The 14,954-nt window shown below is 66.1% G+C and carries 15 protein-coding genes; 9 read left to right on the forward strand and 6 right to left on the reverse strand.

From position 1 onward, the window contains the following. Positions 1–6 precede the first annotated feature (6 nt). The 3 genes from JN302_RS31650 to JN302_RS31660 all read right to left on the reverse strand — a co-directional run bounded on the left by JN302_RS31650 (position 7) and on the right by JN302_RS31660 (position 3,461). Complete coding sequence (locus tag JN302_RS31650) at positions 7–1,236, reverse strand: FAD-binding protein (protein ID WP_202330310.1); 1,230 nt, start codon at positions 1,234–1,236, stop codon at positions 7–9. A 199-nt stretch (positions 1,237–1,435) separates the two neighbouring features. Further along, the gene (locus tag JN302_RS31655) at positions 1,436–1,867 is read right to left on the reverse strand and encodes an endonuclease domain-containing protein (RefSeq protein WP_202308349.1); all 432 of its coding nucleotides are present in this window, start codon (positions 1,865–1,867) and stop codon (positions 1,436–1,438) included. A gap of 97 nt (positions 1,868–1,964) precedes the next feature. Then, positions 1,965–3,461: an FAD-linked oxidase C-terminal domain-containing protein gene (locus tag JN302_RS31660; RefSeq protein WP_202308351.1), complete on the reverse strand. Its 1,497-nt coding sequence runs from the start codon at positions 3,459–3,461 to the stop codon at positions 1,965–1,967. A 267-nt stretch (positions 3,462–3,728) separates the two neighbouring features. On the opposite strand from JN302_RS31660, the gene JN302_RS31665 reads away from it, so the two are divergent. The 4 genes from JN302_RS31665 to JN302_RS31680 all read left to right on the forward strand — a co-directional run bounded on the left by JN302_RS31665 (position 3,729) and on the right by JN302_RS31680 (position 7,413). Continuing rightward, complete coding sequence (locus tag JN302_RS31665) at positions 3,729–4,502, forward strand: FCD domain-containing protein (protein WP_202330311.1); 774 nt, start codon at positions 3,729–3,731, stop codon at positions 4,500–4,502. A 31-nt stretch (positions 4,503–4,533) separates the two neighbouring features. Next, positions 4,534–5,367 carry a (Fe-S)-binding protein gene (locus tag JN302_RS31670; RefSeq protein WP_244846059.1) on the forward strand — a complete coding sequence of 278 codons (834 nt, stop codon included), beginning with the start codon at positions 4,534–4,536 and terminating at the stop codon, positions 5,365–5,367. A gap of 38 nt (positions 5,368–5,405) precedes the next feature. Continuing rightward, on the forward strand, positions 5,406–6,539 hold the full coding sequence (locus JN302_RS31675) for an alpha-hydroxy acid oxidase (RefSeq protein WP_202330312.1): 1,134 nt from the start codon (positions 5,406–5,408) through the stop codon (positions 6,537–6,539). 136 nt (positions 6,540–6,675) lie between these two features. Then, complete coding sequence (locus JN302_RS31680; RefSeq protein WP_244846061.1) at positions 6,676–7,413, forward strand: metallophosphoesterase; 738 nt, start codon at positions 6,676–6,678, stop codon at positions 7,411–7,413. A gap of 56 nt (positions 7,414–7,469) precedes the next feature. On the opposite strand, the gene JN302_RS31685 is transcribed toward JN302_RS31680, so the two are convergent. Beyond that, positions 7,470–7,613 (reverse strand): hypothetical protein, encoded by a 144-nt coding sequence (locus JN302_RS31685; protein ID WP_202308357.1) that lies wholly within the window; start codon positions 7,611–7,613, stop codon positions 7,470–7,472. Between the two features lie 225 nt (positions 7,614–7,838). Next, on the reverse strand, positions 7,839–8,543 hold the full coding sequence (locus tag JN302_RS31690) for a type 1 glutamine amidotransferase (protein WP_202330313.1): 705 nt from the start codon (positions 8,541–8,543) through the stop codon (positions 7,839–7,841). 84 nt (positions 8,544–8,627) lie between these two features. Here JN302_RS31690 and JN302_RS31695 point away from each other — a divergent pair, with 84 nt between their 5' ends. The 4 genes from JN302_RS31695 to JN302_RS31710 all read left to right on the forward strand — a co-directional run bounded on the left by JN302_RS31695 (position 8,628) and on the right by JN302_RS31710 (position 12,616). Beyond that, the gene (locus tag JN302_RS31695; protein ID WP_202330314.1) at positions 8,628–9,275 is read left to right on the forward strand and encodes a hypothetical protein; all 648 of its coding nucleotides are present in this window, start codon (positions 8,628–8,630) and stop codon (positions 9,273–9,275) included. A 106-nt stretch (positions 9,276–9,381) separates the two neighbouring features. Continuing rightward, on the forward strand, positions 9,382–10,125 hold the full coding sequence (locus tag JN302_RS31700) for a 16S rRNA (uracil(1498)-N(3))-methyltransferase (protein ID WP_202330315.1): 744 nt from the start codon (positions 9,382–9,384) through the stop codon (positions 10,123–10,125). A gap of 91 nt (positions 10,126–10,216) precedes the next feature. Continuing rightward, positions 10,217–11,590 carry a glutamate--cysteine ligase gene (locus tag JN302_RS31705; protein ID WP_202308365.1) on the forward strand — a complete coding sequence of 458 codons (1,374 nt, stop codon included), beginning with the start codon at positions 10,217–10,219 and terminating at the stop codon, positions 11,588–11,590. Positions 11,591–11,704: 114 nt separating this feature from the next. Further along, on the forward strand, positions 11,705–12,616 hold the full coding sequence (locus tag JN302_RS31710; protein WP_202330316.1) for a DUF937 domain-containing protein: 912 nt from the start codon (positions 11,705–11,707) through the stop codon (positions 12,614–12,616). A gap of 855 nt (positions 12,617–13,471) precedes the next feature. Here JN302_RS31710 and JN302_RS31715 read toward each other — a convergent pair. Further along, positions 13,472–13,753 (reverse strand): DUF1127 domain-containing protein, encoded by a 282-nt coding sequence (locus tag JN302_RS31715; protein ID WP_202330317.1) that lies wholly within the window; start codon positions 13,751–13,753, stop codon positions 13,472–13,474. A 182-nt stretch (positions 13,754–13,935) separates the two neighbouring features. Between JN302_RS31715 and JN302_RS31720 the strand changes: the two genes are divergently transcribed. Next, complete coding sequence (locus JN302_RS31720; RefSeq protein ID WP_202308371.1) at positions 13,936–14,892, forward strand: LysR substrate-binding domain-containing protein; 957 nt, start codon at positions 13,936–13,938, stop codon at positions 14,890–14,892. Positions 14,893–14,954: the final 62 nt, after the last annotated feature.

Here is a 14,954-nt window from a genome sequence, read left to right on the forward strand (position 1 = left end):
CCTTTGTCAGCTTGTCCTGTCGTCGGCGGTGGTTGCCGTGATCCTGCCCGGATTGAGAATGCCTTTGGGATTGAACTGTTCCTTCAGCCGCGCCGAAAGAGCCGCCAGCGCGGGCGCCTGCGGCTCGAACACGGGAACCGATGCACGCCAGGACGGCGCGGCGCGCACCAGCGTCGCATGGCCGCCGCCGAACCGCCGGATCAGCCGGCGCAGGATTTCGGCCTCCGGATCGGCCTCCATGCGCAGCCAGACCAGACCGCCTTGCCAGTCGTAGAAAGCGTCGGCGCCGGCTTCCATGCGCAGCGCCAGCACCAGCTTCGCGGCTTCCGACGGCGCGACCGACACCCGCCAGACCGGCCGTTCGGTGGCATCGGCAAAGGGAATGCAGTCCCTGACGTCGCGCCATAGGCGACGCGAGCGTTCCGCCTCGACGCGTTCGATCGGCCCCGCATTGCGAAGGAGGTCGGTGAGGCTCTCCCGGCGATAGGCGACCGATGGCCCGAAGCCCTCGATGCGCAGCAAGGTCGCGGGGTCGCCGCCCAGCGCACCGCCGAGCACACGGCCCGCCACGCCCTGCGGCAGATGGGCAGCACTCGACACTTCGGCGCTCGACCCCATCGCGAGCGCCATGGCTGAGATCGCGTCGTCGTCGATCAGGCCGCGGATGACGAGCGTCGTCTCGGTCTCGGCCGCCGGCAGCACCTTGAAGGTGACATCGGTGACGACGGCGAGCGTGCCCCACGCCCCGGCCATCGCCTTGGAAAGGTCGTAGCCGGTGACGTTCTTCACGACGCGCCCGCCCGACTTGAAGGCTTCGCCGCGCCCTGACACGGCATGAACGCCGAGCACATGGTCGCGCGCCGCTCCGGCTTTCAGCCGCCGCGGGCCGGAAAGATTGGCGGCGAGCACCCCGCCGATCGTTCCCCTGCCGGGCGCTGTGCCGAACAGCGGGCCATAGTCCATCGGCTCGAAGGCGAACTCCTGCCCGTGCGCCGAAAGCAGGGCCTCGATCTCGCCGACCGGCGTGCCTGCGCGCGCCGACAGGACCAGTTCCTCGGGCTCGTAGAGCGTGACGCCCGACAGCCGCGACATGTCGACCGCATGTTCGGCCTGCACCGGCCGGCCGATACCGCGCTTGGAGCCGTGGCCGAGGATCTCGACCGGCGCCTCCTCGGCCAGCGCCCATTGGACGACGGAAAGCACCTCGTCCGCGGTGGAGGGGGTGAAGGTGGTCATCGGGCAACGGAACGGTACGAAAGGAAAAAGTCCCCCTCACCGCCTCCCCCTCGACAAGCTCGGGGGAGGCACCTCTCCCCCACTGCGTGGGGGCGAGGAACGGCGGCCCAAGCTTGGCCGCGTTTCCTCTCCCCCGGGCAGGGGGAGAGGTGCCTCCCCCGAGCTTGTCGAGGGGGAGGCGGTGAGGGGGTGCTATGGCTCAACGCTTCTCATCCTGGCTGTTTCGTCGTGTGGACACATATCGCAAATCGGGCGCGCTGACGTCGCTGTCATATCGCCCTTCCAGGGCCGCAAGGATGGTCTCGCAAACGCTGGTGATACCTTTCAGCACATCTGTGTTCCAGAACCGGATCACAGATATGCCTTGTAATCGCATGAATTCATCGCGAGTCCGGTCATACGAACTCTCCGCGTGCTGGCTTCCATCGACCTCGATCACCAGCCGTTTCTCGCGACACATGAAGTCGGCGAAGTATGGGCCTACCGGATACTGCCGAACGAACTTGAAGCCGCCGAGCTTGCGCCCCTTCAATTCGTTCCAAAGCACGGCCTCAGCCATGTTGTCGCCATGCCGCAACGCACGCGCCCGGCCGGTGGTCGCCGGCGATCGGCGACTGCGATTCGTCGACATGAATGCCCCTCTCACCGGCCCGCTGACGCTATCCTCGGGCTTGACTGCAAGACCCCAATGCACAGGGGAGCCTTGACCCCGAAATGCCGCCCCCATCTCAAAACCTCGGAATGTCGGGGAAGGCCATCTGGCCGCTATGGACATGCATGCGGCCGAGTTCGGCGCAGCGGCGCAGTTGCGGGAAGACCTTTCCGGGGTTGAGCAGATGGTTGGGGTCGAAGGCGCATTTGACGCGCATCTGCTGATCGAGATCGATGTCGGAGAACATTTCGGGCATCAGGTCGCGCTTCTCCACGCCGACCCCGTGCTCGCCGGTGAGCACGCCGCCGACGGCCACGCAGAGCCGCAATATGTCGGCGCCGAAACGCTCGGCTTTCTCCAGTTCGCCCGGAATATTGGCGTCGTAGAGGATCAGCGGATGGAGATTGCCGTCGCCGGCATGGAAGACGTTGGCGACGCCCAGCCCGTATTTCTCCGACAGCTCCCGCATGCCGTGCAGGACCCGCGGCAGTTCCTTGCGCGGGATGGTGCCGTCCATGCAGTAATAGTCCGGCGAGATGCGCCCGACCGCCGGGAAAGCCGCCTTGCGGCCCGCCCAGAAGGTGAGCCGCTCCTCTTCCGACTGCGAGATGCGGCAGGTGGTGGAGCCGTTCCTGAGCGCGATCGCCTCGACCGCGGTGATGAGATGATCGACCTCCACGCCGGGGCCGTCGAGCTCGACGATCAACAGGGCTTCGCATTCGAGCGGGTAGCCGGCATGGACGAAGTCCTCCGCCGCATGGATCGCCGGACGGTCCATCATTTCCATGCCGCCCGGAATGATGCCGGCGCCGATGATGTCGGCCACGCACTGGCCGGCCTGCTCGGAGGACGGGAAGGCGATGAGCAGGGCCCGCGCCGTCTCGGGCTTCTTGAGGATGCGCACCGTGACTTCGGTGACGACACCCAAAAGACCCTCGGAGCCGGTCATCACGCCGAGCAGGTCGTACCCTTCGGCATCGAGATGCTTGCCGCCGAGCCGCACCACCTCGCCGTCCATCAGCACCATTTCGATCCCCAGCACATTGTTGGCGGTGAGACCGTATTTCAGGCAATGAACGCCACCGGAATTCTCCGCGACGTTGCCGCCGATCGAGCAGGCGATCTGGGAGGATGGATCGGGGGCGTAGTAGAAGCCCTCCTGCTCGACGGCGGTGGTGACGCCGAGATTGGTGACTCCGGGCTGGGCGACCACGGCCCGGTTCGGATAATCGATCTCCAGGATACGGTTGAAGCGGCTCATGACCAGCAGCACGGCGTCCTCGAGCGGCAGCGCGCCGCCGGAGAGCGAGGTGCCGGAGCCGCGCGGCACGACGCGGATGTTGCGCTCGTTGCAGTATCCGAGGATGCTCGACACCTGCGCCACGGTCTCGGGCAGCACGACGCAGAGCGGCAGCTGGCGATAGGCGGTGAGCCCGTCGGTCTCGAAGGCCCGCATGGCGTTGACGGCGTCGACCACGCCTTCGCCAGGCACGATGATCCTCATGTCGGCGACGATCTCGTCGCGCCGCGCCAGCGTGCCGGCATCGGGCTGGGGCATGGCAAGACCGGACATGCTGAGTTTTCTCCTTTCGAATACTGGTAATATTCTTTTACCACTCGGCGGACAACGCCTAATTTCACCGCGGGCTCACGGCCCCCCGCTCCCGGATCAGGTCGGTTTAAGTCGGATGCGGTACAGACAACGCGGGATAACAGTCGTGGGGACGGTCGAACACCGGTTCCGGACCGCCGGCTTCGATCCGACAACTGGACAAATTTATTGACCAGTCGGCAGCGGCAGCGGTACTCTGTTTTTTCGGGTCAGAAAGCGAACAACGAATTGGGCGACATCTTCTCCAGGATCGAGCACTCGCGCACCGCCGACGAGGTCGTCGAGCAGATCGAGAGCCTCATCCTGGAAGGCGTGCTGCGGGTCGGCGACCGCCTGCCCGGCGAACGTGAGCTTTCAAGACAGTTCGACGTGTCGCGCCCGATCCTGCGCGATGCGCTGAAGGCGCTGGAAGCGCGCGGGCTGATCGCGGCACGTCATGGCGGCGGCACCTATGTCGCCGACGTCATCGGCCAGATCTTCGCGCCCTCGGTGATGGAACTCATCGCATCGCACCCCAAGGCGGTGGCGGACTATCTCGAATACCGCCGCGACATCGAGGGCATTGCCGCCGAATATGCGGCCCGGCGTGCGACCGAGGACGACCGGGCGCTGCTTGCCGAGATCATGACGCGCATGGCCCTCGCCCATCAAAGCGGCGATGCCGGCGCGGAATCGGCGATCGACGTCGAATTCCACAGTGCCGTCGGCGAATGCGCGCACAATATCATCCTTCTCCACACGCTCCGCTCCTGCTATCGGCTGCTGTCGGACGGGATCCTGCGCAATCGCGCCATGATCTATCACCTGCCTGGTGTTCGCGAGAGGATCTTCGAGCAGCACCGCGCCATTCACGAGGCGATCGCGGCGAGGCAGCCGGCGCTCGCCCGATCGGCGGCGGTCGAGCATATCGATTTCGTGCGCAGCGCCATGGCGGAAGCGGAACGCACCGGCGACTGGCAGCGCGTATCGCGGCTGCGGCTGAAGCAGAGGTCGTCGGGCTGAACCCCGGCTGGACTGGAGGGACCGAAGGAAAGTGCCGCAGACCGGGACGCAAATTGCCGTGACGGCGCAGGAGAAGCCAAGGGTCGGGCTGTTCGTCACCTGCCTGGTCGACCTGTTCCGCCCGAGCGTCGGTCTCGCCGCCGCTCGGCTGATCGAAGAGGCCGGCTGCAGGGTCGAGGTTCCGATGGCGCAAGCCTGCTGCGGCCAGCCGGCCTTCGCCTCGGGCGACACGGCGGATGCACGCAGCGCGGCCGAAACGGCTATCGCCGCCTTCGAGGACTTCGACCATGTGGTGGCTCCCTCCGGCGCCTGCGCCGGCATGCTGCGGAACCAGTATCCGACCCTGTTCCGGGGCGATCCGGCCTGGGAAACGCGCGCAAAAGACTTTGCGGCCAAGGTGCACGAACTGACCAGCTTCCTGGTCGACATATCAGGCGTGAAGGCGGTAGCCGCCGCGCGGGATGCGACCGCGACCTATCACGATGCCTGTTCCGGCTTCGGCGAGTTGGGCGTCAAGGACCCGCCGCGCGCGCTGCTGGCATCGGTCAAGGGCCTTAAGCTCGTCGAGATGCGCGATGCCGACGCCTGCTGCGGCTTCGGCGGCGCCGTCTGCGCGAAATATCCCGATCTCTCCAAGGCCAAGGCCGACCAGAAGGCCAGGGCGATCAGCGCCTCCGGCGCCGATCTGCTCATCGCCGGCGACCTCGGCTGCCTGATGAAGATCGCCGGCAAGCTCAAGCGCGAGGGTTCGGCGATCGAGGTCCGCCATGTCGCCGAGGTGCTGGCGGGCATGAACGACGACCCGCCGATCGGCGGACGCCGCGCCGGCCCCGCGCGGGACGCACCGACCGAAAGCGCCGCCTGACACCGAAAGAGACGCCCTCCAACCAACCGGGTTAGACCATGACCACCATCGTCGAAATCAACGACCTCAAGGAACTGGCCCGCCGTCGGGTACCGAAGATGTTCTTCGACTACGCGAACTCCGGCGCCTGGACGGAGAGCACCTATCGGGCGAACGAGGCGGATTTCGCCAAGATCAAGCTTCGACAGCGCGTTCTGGTCGATATGACGGACCGTTCGCTCGAGACGACGATGATCGGCCAGAAGGTGGCGATGCCGGTGGCGCTGGCGCCGACGGGGCTGACCGGCATGCAGCATGCCGACGGTGAAATCCTGGCGGCGCAGGCGGCGGAGGAATTCGGCGTTCCCTTCACCTTGTCGACCATGAGCATCTGCTCGCTTGAGGACGTCGCCGCGGCCACGAGCAAGCCGATCTGGTTCCAGCTCTACGTCATGCGCGACCGGGATTTCGTGCTGAACCTCATCGACCGCGCGAAAGCGGCAAGCTGCTCCGCCTTGGTGCTGACGCTCGACCTGCAGATCCTCGGCCAGCGCCACAAGGACGTCCGCAACGGGCTGTCGGCACCGCCGCGCTTCACCCCCAAGCACATCTACCAGATGGCGACCCGGCCGCGCTGGTGCCTCGGCATGCTCGGCACCAAGCGCCGTACCTTCGGCAATATCGTCGGCCACGCCAAGGGCGTCGGCGACCTCTCCTCGCTTTCCTCCTGGACCAATGAGCAGTTCGATCCCAGGCTCTCATGGAAGGACGTCACCTGGATCAAGGAGCGCTGGGGCGGCAAGTTGATCCTGAAGGGCATTCTCGACAAGGAGGACGCGTTGCGGGCCGTCGACACCGGCGCCGACGCCATCATCGTCTCCAACCACGGCGGCCGGCAGCTCGACGGCGCGCCTTCCTCGATCACCGCCCTGCCCGGCATTGCCGACGCGGTGGGCGACAAGATCGAGCTTCACCTCGACGGCGGCATCCGGTCCGGGCAGGACGTGCTCAAGGCGCTTTGCCTGGGCGCCAAAGGAACCTATATCGGCCGCCCTTTCCTCTATGGGCTCGGCGCCTTCGGCAAGCAGGGCGTGACGATGGCGCTGGAGATCATCCGCAAGGAGCTCGACATCACCATGGCCTTGTGCGGCAAGCGCAACATCGAGGACGCGGGTCCCGATTTGCTGTATTAAAGCATGTCTCCCGAAAGTGGGCACCGGTTTCGGGACAAAGACATGCGTCAAATCAAAGACCGACAGCGTGTTGCGTGAATCCACGCAACACGCTGTAGGGAGCTAACCGACTGAACAAAGATCGGCAGGCTGGAGATTGAGCGGCATCCATTTCGAGGAGGCCAGGGGGCCCGACGGCATCCGCCTCTATGCGATCGGCGACGTGCATGGCTGCCGCGACCATCTGGCCGAGATGCATAGGCTGATCCATGCGGAAATCATAAGCGACAAGCCGGCCGACTGGCGCATCATCCATCTCGGGGACTACGTCGACCGGGGGCCCGATTCCAGGGGCGTGATCGACTTCCTGATCGGCGCGATGCAGGCCGACGACCGGGTGCTTGCGCTCGCCGGCAATCACGATGTCGGCTTCCTCGAATTCCTCGCCGAGCCCGACCCGTATGGTCTGTTCGCGCGGTACGGCGGGTTGGAGACGGCTCGTTCCTACGGCGTGGAGATCGATCTTGCCGATGCCGACCGCTTCCGTGAAAGCTGCGCGGCCCTCGCCGAAGCCGTGCCGCCGGCGCATGTGGCCTTCCTGCGCGGACTCGGCTTCTCGGCCACCTTCGGCGACTTCTTCTTCTGTCACGCCGGCGTTCGCCCCGGCACTTCGCTGGACCGTCAGGACACGCAGGACCTGATCTGGATCCGCGATACCTTCCTCAACCATTCCGGGCTGTTCGAGAAGGTGGTGGTGCACGGCCACACGCCCGTCCTGGCGCCCGAGGTCCTTGCCAACAGGGTCAATGTCGACTCGGCCGCCTTCCAGTCGGGCCGGCTGACCGCGCTCGCGATCGACGGCGCACAGAAGCGCCTGTTCGCGGTCAAAGGTTGACGGCCGCGATTCTCGGGGCAACCCTTGTGCGTCCGAAAGGCGCGCGGGACTTTATTTCAGTGAACCGTCCCCGTGATGCCGTAGCCGTCGACGACGACCGCATGGTCGCCCGACGCGTCGGCGGCATAGATGCCAAAGCCGCACACGGCGATGGCGGCAATCATCAGGAAGGACAGGAGCGCGGCTCTCACGGGGTTCATCTCGGCTGAGGCTTCCTGAGTATTTGACATGATCGAGGTTACGAAACGGTTTCGAGGGCTGAAACCGTGGGCTGCTGCGCAGGAGCGGCGCCCTTCTAGCCGCGCCTCCGTCCGGTCGCCAGCCGCCATCGCGGCCGTCCACACAGGAAAATCGGCGGCGTGGCGGATATGTCACGCCCATGAAGAGAGCCGCCTTGCCGACCCGCTGACGGGAAAACTGCCTTCTTACGCCCGGATGAGGCGCACCCAGGCCCGCGCGATGGCGAGGCCCGCGGCATCGGCCTGCGGGCCGTGCCTGGCCGCCTCGCTTTGATGGCGCGCGGCCCAGCCCGGCTGGCGCGTGGCGAGAACATCGGCGAAGCCCGTGCTCCATTCGCCGACCAAAGCGCGGTCAGCCTCGAAATGGAATTGCGTGGCGTAGGTCGCCCGCCCGATGCGGAACGCCTGGTTGGCGACGGTTGCGCTCGAAGCCAGCCTCACCGCGCCATCCGGCAGCGAGAAGGTGTCGTCGTGCCACTGGAAGATGGGGAAGCTTTCGGGCAGGCCGCCGAGCACCGGATCGTCCTTGGCTTCGGCGGTCAGGCCGACCTGGTGCCAGCCAAACTCGGTGGCGCCGCCGATCTGGTTCCTGCCGCCATAGGCACGGGCCAGCAACTGGCTGCCGAGGCAGATGCCGAGCACGGCGCGGTCGCGGCGCTCGAAATCGCGCAGCAGTTCGAGCAGAGCGGGAATGTAGGGATAGGCGTCGTCATCGAGCGCATTCTGGCCGCCGCCCAGGATCACTGCAGCGGCGTGTCGCGAGGCGTCGATCGGCAGGGGTTCGCCGCGATGGACCTCGCGGATGTCAAGGTCGGCGCCGGCCTCGGCGAGCGCCGCGCCGACCTGGCCGAGGCCGGTCTTGTCATAGTTCTGGACGACGAGGACCCGCATCGCCGGCTGCTCCGGTTATGAAATGGAATGACATCAGACGGCCGAGCGATAGCATGGGGTTCGAAACAGGCAAAGGGCGCGAAAATGCCGCTGCAGAACAGAGTGGATCCGTTGGGGCAAATCCATGCCGTGCCCTGGCGCGGCACCTTCACCGGCAATCGCGGCGTCATCCACGACCCCGCAACCAGGACGCTCCTGAAGAGGCGCTGGTCAACCCACGCCTGGCTGATCTGCGTCTGCGACTTCCGCGGTCGCAGGCGCGAGGTGATGGGCCGCAACGCGCCCTCCGGCAATGCCGGCTGGACGGAGCTGTTCTTCCTGGACGAGGTGACGGCGCTGGCAGCCGGGCACCGCCCCTGCTTCTACTGCCGACGCGAACGGGCCGCGGCCTTCGTCGCCTGCTGCGCCCAGGTCTTCGGCAGGTCTGCGCCGCGCGCGACGGAACTCGACACGAGGCTCCATGCGGAACGGCTGATATCCGGCGGCCCCTTCGTCGCCGTCGAGGACGAAGCCGCCTTCACCGCCCTTCCCGACGGGGCCGTGCTCCGCAGCGGCGAGCACTGTTTCGCCAAGCATGGCGGCGCGCTGCGCCTGTGGACGTTCCGGGGTTACGGCGAGCGGCTGACATTCCGGCAGATCGGCCGGCTCCAGCTCCTGACGCCGCCGACGACGCTCGTCGCGTTGAAGGCCGGCTATGGTCCTGCCTGGCACAATTCAATTCGGCTTCGCTGACCTGCCCGCTCGATCATGGTCGCGATTGCCCGAAGCGCCAGCGGCATTCGGGGCCAATCCCTTTGCGGGACTTGACCACGGCTTCTTCCCGTAAGATGTCTCCGGCATGCGTGCGAACTACAGAATGCAGCGGCTTTTCGTTCCACTGGACCTTTCCCAAGGGACTGAGATCGAACCCGACCCGCAGCAGGGGCATTATCTCGGCAACGTGCTGCGGCTGCGCGAGGGCGCGCAACTGCTGATCTTCAACGGACGCGACGGCGAATGGCTGGCCGAAGTGACGGCGATGACGCGCAAGAAGGTAACGCTGGCGGCGCTCGCCCAGGTGCGAGGCCAGCCGCCGCATCCCGAGTTGCTCTATTGCTTCGCGCCCCTGAAGCAGGGCCGCCTCGACTATCTCGTCCAGAAGGCGGTCGAGATGGGGGCGGGCGTGCTGCAGCCCGTCATCACCCAGCATACCCAGATGTCGACCGTAGGTATCGACCGGCTGCAGGCCAATGTGATCGAGGCGGCCGAGCAATGCGGCATCCTGGCCATCCCCCGTGTCGAGGAGCCGATCAAGCTCGACCGGTTGCTCTGGCTGTGGGAGCCGGGCCGGCGGCTGATCTTCTGCGACGAAGGCTCCGACACCAACAATCCGGTGCCGATCCTGTCGACCATCGCCGAACGCAAGCTCGGCCTGCTCATCGGCCCCGAGGGGGGCTTCTCGGAGGAGGAGCGCCAGCAGCTCAGGGCCCTGCCCTTCGTGACGCCCATCCCGCTGGGACCACGAATCCTGCGCGCCGACACCGCCGGCGTCGCCGCGCTCGCCGTGATCCAGGCCACCATCGGCGACTGGAACGTTCAATGACAGTTGATGTCAGGGTCAGGATTTTTCGCTTGATCGCCCCGGCTCCGATCGTCCATCAAGCGCCGGCATCCGGGCGGCGGGAGAACTGACGATGGCACGCGATACGACCGATTTCCAGCCCATCGAGGGCCTGGATGAGCTCGTCGCCTATCTTGCCGCCGGCAACAAGCCGCGCGACCGCTGGCGGATCGGCACCGAGCACGAGAAATTCCCCTTCTATGTCGACGGCAATGCGCCCGTTCCCTATGGCGGTGAACGCGGCATCCGGGCGCTGCTTGAAGGCATGCAAAGGACGCTCGGCTGGGATCCGATCATGGATGCCGGCCGCATCATCGGCCTGGTCGAGCCGACCGGCCAGGGCGCGATCTCGCTCGAGCCAGGCGGCCAGTTCGAGCTTTCCGGCGCGCCCCTGGAGACGATCCACCAGACCTGCCGTGAGGGCAATGCGCATCTGGCGCAGTTGCGCGAGATCGCCGAGCCGCTGGGCATCCGTTTCCTCGGCCTCGGCGGCAGTCCGAAATGGACGCTCGCTGAAACGCCGAAAATGCCGAAGTCGCGCTACGACATCATGACCAACTACATGCCCAAGGTGGGGACCAAGGGCCTGGACATGATGTATCGCACCTGCACGATCCAGGTGAACCTCGATTTCTCCAGCGAGACCGACATGCGCCGCAAGATGCAGGTTTCGCTGAAATTGCAGCCGCTTGCGACAGCACTGTTCGCCAATTCGCCCTTCACCGAAGGCCGCCCGAACGGCCTGCAATCATGGCGCGGCGATATCTGGCGCGACACCGACAACCAGCGCTCGGGCCTGCTGCCTTTCTGTTTCGCCCCCGATTTCGGCTTCGCCGACTATGTCGAATGGGCGCTCGACGTGCCGATGTATTTCGTCATCCGCGACGGACGCTACCACGACGTGACCCATGTCACCTTCCGCCAGTTCATGGACGGCGCGCTCAGCAACAGCGTCCCGCAGGGCCTGCCGACCATGGGCGACTGGGCCAATCATCTCTCGACCCTGTTCCCGGATGTGCGCCTGAAGCGCTTCCTCGAAATGCGCGGCGCCGACGGCGGCCCCTGGCGCCGCATCTGCGCCCTGCCCGCCTTCTGGGTCGGGTTGCTTTACGACGAGGCAGCCCTCGACGCCGCCGAGGCGCTGACCCGCGGTTGGACCTATGAGGACGTTCGCGCCATGCGCGACGCGGCGCCGGCCGGCGGGCTCGGAGTGCCCTTCGGTTCCGGCACGTTGCGCGACGTCGCCCGGGAGGCCCTCGCCATCTCGCACACCGGCCTAACGAATCGCGGCCGCAAGAACCGCGACGGATATGACGAGACGCATTTCCTGTCGCCGCTCGACGAGGTCGTGGCGCGCGGCACGACCAGCGCCGAGGAGATGCTAAACGCCTATCACACGCGTTGGGGCGACTCGATCGAACCGGTCTTCCTCGAATACGCCTATTGACGGGGCGCGTGCGCCCGCACGCGAAGCCACTTCATTCGGCCGGGAAAAGGCTCTAGCCTATGGACCACGGCGCCGGACCGCCGTCCGGCGCGGGAGGATCACGAGGAGGTTCCCATGCCCAATCTGTTCGACACGCTCGCCAACGCCCAGAACGGCGGCGGCATGGAGGCGCTGGCCCGCCGGTTCAATCTCTCCCAGGAGCAGGCCCAGGCCGCGGTGGAGGCGCTGCTGCCGGCCTTCAGCCAGGGGTTGAAGCGCAACACGTCGGACCCCTATGGCGTCGGCGCCTTCCTGTCGGGCCTCTCCAGCGGCCAACATGCCCACTATTTCGACGACGCCGCGGACGCCTTCTCGCCACAAGGCACGGCCGACGGCAACGACATTCTCGGCCAGATCTTCGGCTCCAAGGATCTGAGCCGGGCCGTCGCCTCCCAGGCCGCCCAGGCAACCGGCATCGGCCAGCAGGTGCTGCAACAGATGCTGCCGGCCGTGGCCGCCATGATCATGGGCGGGCTGTTCAAGCAATCGACCAACCAGATGCAGGCCGGTGGCTTCGGCAGCGCGAGCAACCCGCTCCAGGAGATCATCGAGCAGATGATGAAGCAGGGCGGCGGTCTCGGCATGCCGCAGGCGCCTCAACCGCGGCAAGCGCCGCAGCCGGCAGACCCCTTCGACAATCCGTTCGGCAAGATCCTCCAGGACATGTTCGGCGGCGGTGCGCAGCAGGCGCCCCAGCAACGGCAACAGGCGCCCCGGCAGCCGCAGCAGATGCCCGGCGGTTATGGCGGCAACCCGCTCGGGCGGATATTCGAGGAGATGCTGCGCGGCGGCCAGGCGACTCAGCCGGAACCTTCCCCCGAACCGCAGCCACAGCGGCGCGCCAATCCCGGCGAGCGTCCGCGCAACCCCTATGACGACCTGTTCGGCGACATGTTCGAGACGGGCACGAAGCAGCGCGACGATTATCAGAAGGGCGTGGAGTCGATCTTCGACCAGTTCGTGAGGGGCATGGACCGCTATCGCTGACGAAGCGCGACCTGCGCTTCGGGCGGACGAGGTCCCCAAGACCCCGGACACGCGCCGCATTGCGTACAAACAGAAAGCGCCGGGATTGCTCCCAGCGCCTCCCTGTCACTCCAAAGCCGCCGAAACGGCCTCGTTGTTGACGATCGCAACGGAACGGTTCTTTCGAGATCCGTTTCGTCGGGATCACCCTTGCGAAACCGGCGAAGGCTCCACCCGGGCATGCCATCGAAGGACTTGACCGGCCTTCATGGCGGGCATCGGCCCAACGCTTCACGTCTGCAACCGCTGGCGCTGGCCCCGTTCGGTCCCTGGACCGGCCGATCACGGCGGCCAAAGCCGCCCGACGCCTGCCCAGAACGGGCCCCGGGCTTTTTGCCGCCGATCCGGTCCATCGACCATTCGGACCGACCGTCGGCACCCGAGTTGCCCTTACGTTACGCCATGGTTCCGGCGAGACCAATCCCGCAGGCCCTGTGGACAGCGGGATTATCGTGGATTGCCGGCAAGCCTCGAGCGGAAGAGATTTCGTGGAAGTGGGAACCGCGCGCGGGATGTCGCTTTGGGGAAAACGGCCAGTCGCCTGCCGGGCCGGTGCGGTCCGGTCGGCCGAACCGCGCTTGAAAAAAGCCCGGCCTGGAAAAGGCCGGGCAAATGCAGGCTGGCCGGGGGAGCCGGCGGGAGTGGGATAGCCTGCTTAGGGAAGCTTTTTGAGCGGCGGACGCACCGATGGAATCCGTGCTGCCGCTCCTTTCATTCGTCGTGGCATCGGATTCATCCCGATACCGGTGCCCGCTTGTCGGATGCCCGGCAGCGTATCGCGTAAAGAGGGTTTGACGCGATACGCCATTCGGGACTTCAGCAGACCCCGCGCGCGGCGGTTTCCTCGTTGCGGGCATGGACGATGTCGTTCAGCCGCGCCGTCGGATCCATGCCGAAGGGCGAGCCCACGGCGACATGGAGGTCGGTGCGCCGGAGGCCGATATCGGCCAGTTCGGCATCGGACATCTCGCCCAGCCGCAGGAATTCGCGGCGATTTTTCCACGAGCGATAAAAGCCCGATGCGGCATTGAGCGCACGCACCGCCCAGCCATGACGCGGGGTGGCGCGCAGCGAGGTCGAGTGGTCGAGCGTGGTCATTGCGGTGTCTCCTTACGATCCAGGCAAACCCCGTCAGCCCGAAACGGCGCGTGGGAGGACACGCCCTTCCGGCTCGGGTTCGAAAGCCTCATGTGAACGATCGCACTTTGCCGACACCCTATTGATTAGTCCAACGAATGTTTTTAATCTTACGCATCAACTTTGATGATGAGTTTTCGGCCATGGCCTCACCGCTCGATCTCGACCAGTTGCAGACCTTCGTCACCATCGCGGACACCGGAAGCTTCACCCGGGCAGCGGAAGAAGTGCATCGCACCCAGTCGGCCGTCTCCATGCAGATGCGCCGGCTGGAAGAGCGGATTGGCAAGCCCCTGTTCGAGAAGGATGGCCGCACCAACCGGCTGACGGAGGAGGGCGACAGGCTGCTCGCCTATGCGCGCCGCATGCTTCGGCTCAACCGGGAAACGCTCGCTGCCTTTGACGATTCGAGCCTCGAGGGCCAGGTGCGCATCGGCACGCCCGACGACTACGCGGACCGTTTCCTGCCGGAGATCATGGGCCGCTTCGCGCGCTCCAATCCGCGCGTCGAGCTGTCGGTGGTCTGCGAGCCGACCATCAACCTGGCCGAGCTCATCCGGCGCGGACATCTCGACATCGCGCTCGTCACGCAATGCGAGGATGTCCGGCCGGTCGAGATCGTACGCAACGAACCCTTGCTCTGGGTCACTTCCGCCAATCATTCCGTCCATGAGGAGGAGATCCTGCCGATGGCTTTCGGCCGGCCGACCTGCCAGTGGCGACGCGCGGCCAGCGACGTGCTCCATCAGATGAACCGCGACCACCGCATCCTGTTCACCAGTTGGTCCGCGACGGTCATCATCGCGGCGGTGCTTTCCGGCCTCGCCGTGTCGGTGTTGCCGGAATGCGCGTTGCGTCCCGGCATGCGGGTGCTCTCCGAGGCCGATGGCTTCGGTCCCTTGCCCGACATCAAGATCGGCATATTGCGCGGCCATTCGAGCAAGGCCGACATCGTCGATGCGCTTGCCCGGCACATCGCCGAAAGCCTCGACAACATCTCCGTCCCGCTCGCCGAGGAGACCGGCACCTTCGATTTCGCCGCACTTGGCGGCATTCGCAGCAAGCGCCTGCGGCCGAACCATGTGATGGCGGGCTGGTGACGCGAATACCGATCCGGCGCTGAGCGAGGTCTCCGTCGCCCGGCCGGGCGATTGCACGCAGC

Origin of the sequence: Mesorhizobium sp. L-8-3 (assembly GCF_016756615.1) — a bacterium.
Classification (GTDB): domain Bacteria; phylum Pseudomonadota; class Alphaproteobacteria; order Rhizobiales; family Rhizobiaceae.

What these genes read in the sequence shown, in the direction of transcription:
- JN302_RS31650 (WP_202330310.1), bottom strand. Translation starts at nt 1,236, where the DNA reads ATGACCACCTTCACCCCCTCCACCGCGGACGAGGTGCTTTCCGTCGTC.
- JN302_RS31655 (WP_202308349.1), bottom strand. Translation starts at nt 1,867, where the DNA reads ATGTCGACGAATCGCAGTCGCCGATCGCCGGCGACCACCGGCCGGGCG.
- JN302_RS31660 (WP_202308351.1), bottom strand. Translation starts at nt 3,461, where the DNA reads ATGTCCGGTCTTGCCATGCCCCAGCCCGATGCCGGCACGCTGGCGCGG.
- JN302_RS31675 (WP_202330312.1), top strand. Translation starts at nt 5,406, where the DNA reads ATGACCACCATCGTCGAAATCAACGACCTCAAGGAACTGGCCCGCCGT.
- JN302_RS31685 (WP_202308357.1), bottom strand. Translation starts at nt 7,613, where the DNA reads ATGAACCCCGTGAGAGCCGCGCTCCTGTCCTTCCTGATGATTGCCGCC.
- JN302_RS31690 (WP_202330313.1), bottom strand. Translation starts at nt 8,543, where the DNA reads ATGCGGGTCCTCGTCGTCCAGAACTATGACAAGACCGGCCTCGGCCAG.
- JN302_RS31695 (WP_202330314.1), top strand. Translation starts at nt 8,628, where the DNA reads ATGCCGCTGCAGAACAGAGTGGATCCGTTGGGGCAAATCCATGCCGTG.
- JN302_RS31700 (WP_202330315.1), top strand. Translation starts at nt 9,382, where the DNA reads ATGCGTGCGAACTACAGAATGCAGCGGCTTTTCGTTCCACTGGACCTT.
- JN302_RS31705 (WP_202308365.1), top strand. Translation starts at nt 10,217, where the DNA reads ATGGCACGCGATACGACCGATTTCCAGCCCATCGAGGGCCTGGATGAG.
- JN302_RS31710 (WP_202330316.1), top strand. Translation starts at nt 11,705, where the DNA reads ATGCCCAATCTGTTCGACACGCTCGCCAACGCCCAGAACGGCGGCGGC.
- JN302_RS31715 (WP_202330317.1), bottom strand. Translation starts at nt 13,753, where the DNA reads ATGACCACGCTCGACCACTCGACCTCGCTGCGCGCCACCCCGCGTCAT.
- JN302_RS31720 (WP_202308371.1), top strand. Translation starts at nt 13,936, where the DNA reads ATGGCCTCACCGCTCGATCTCGACCAGTTGCAGACCTTCGTCACCATC.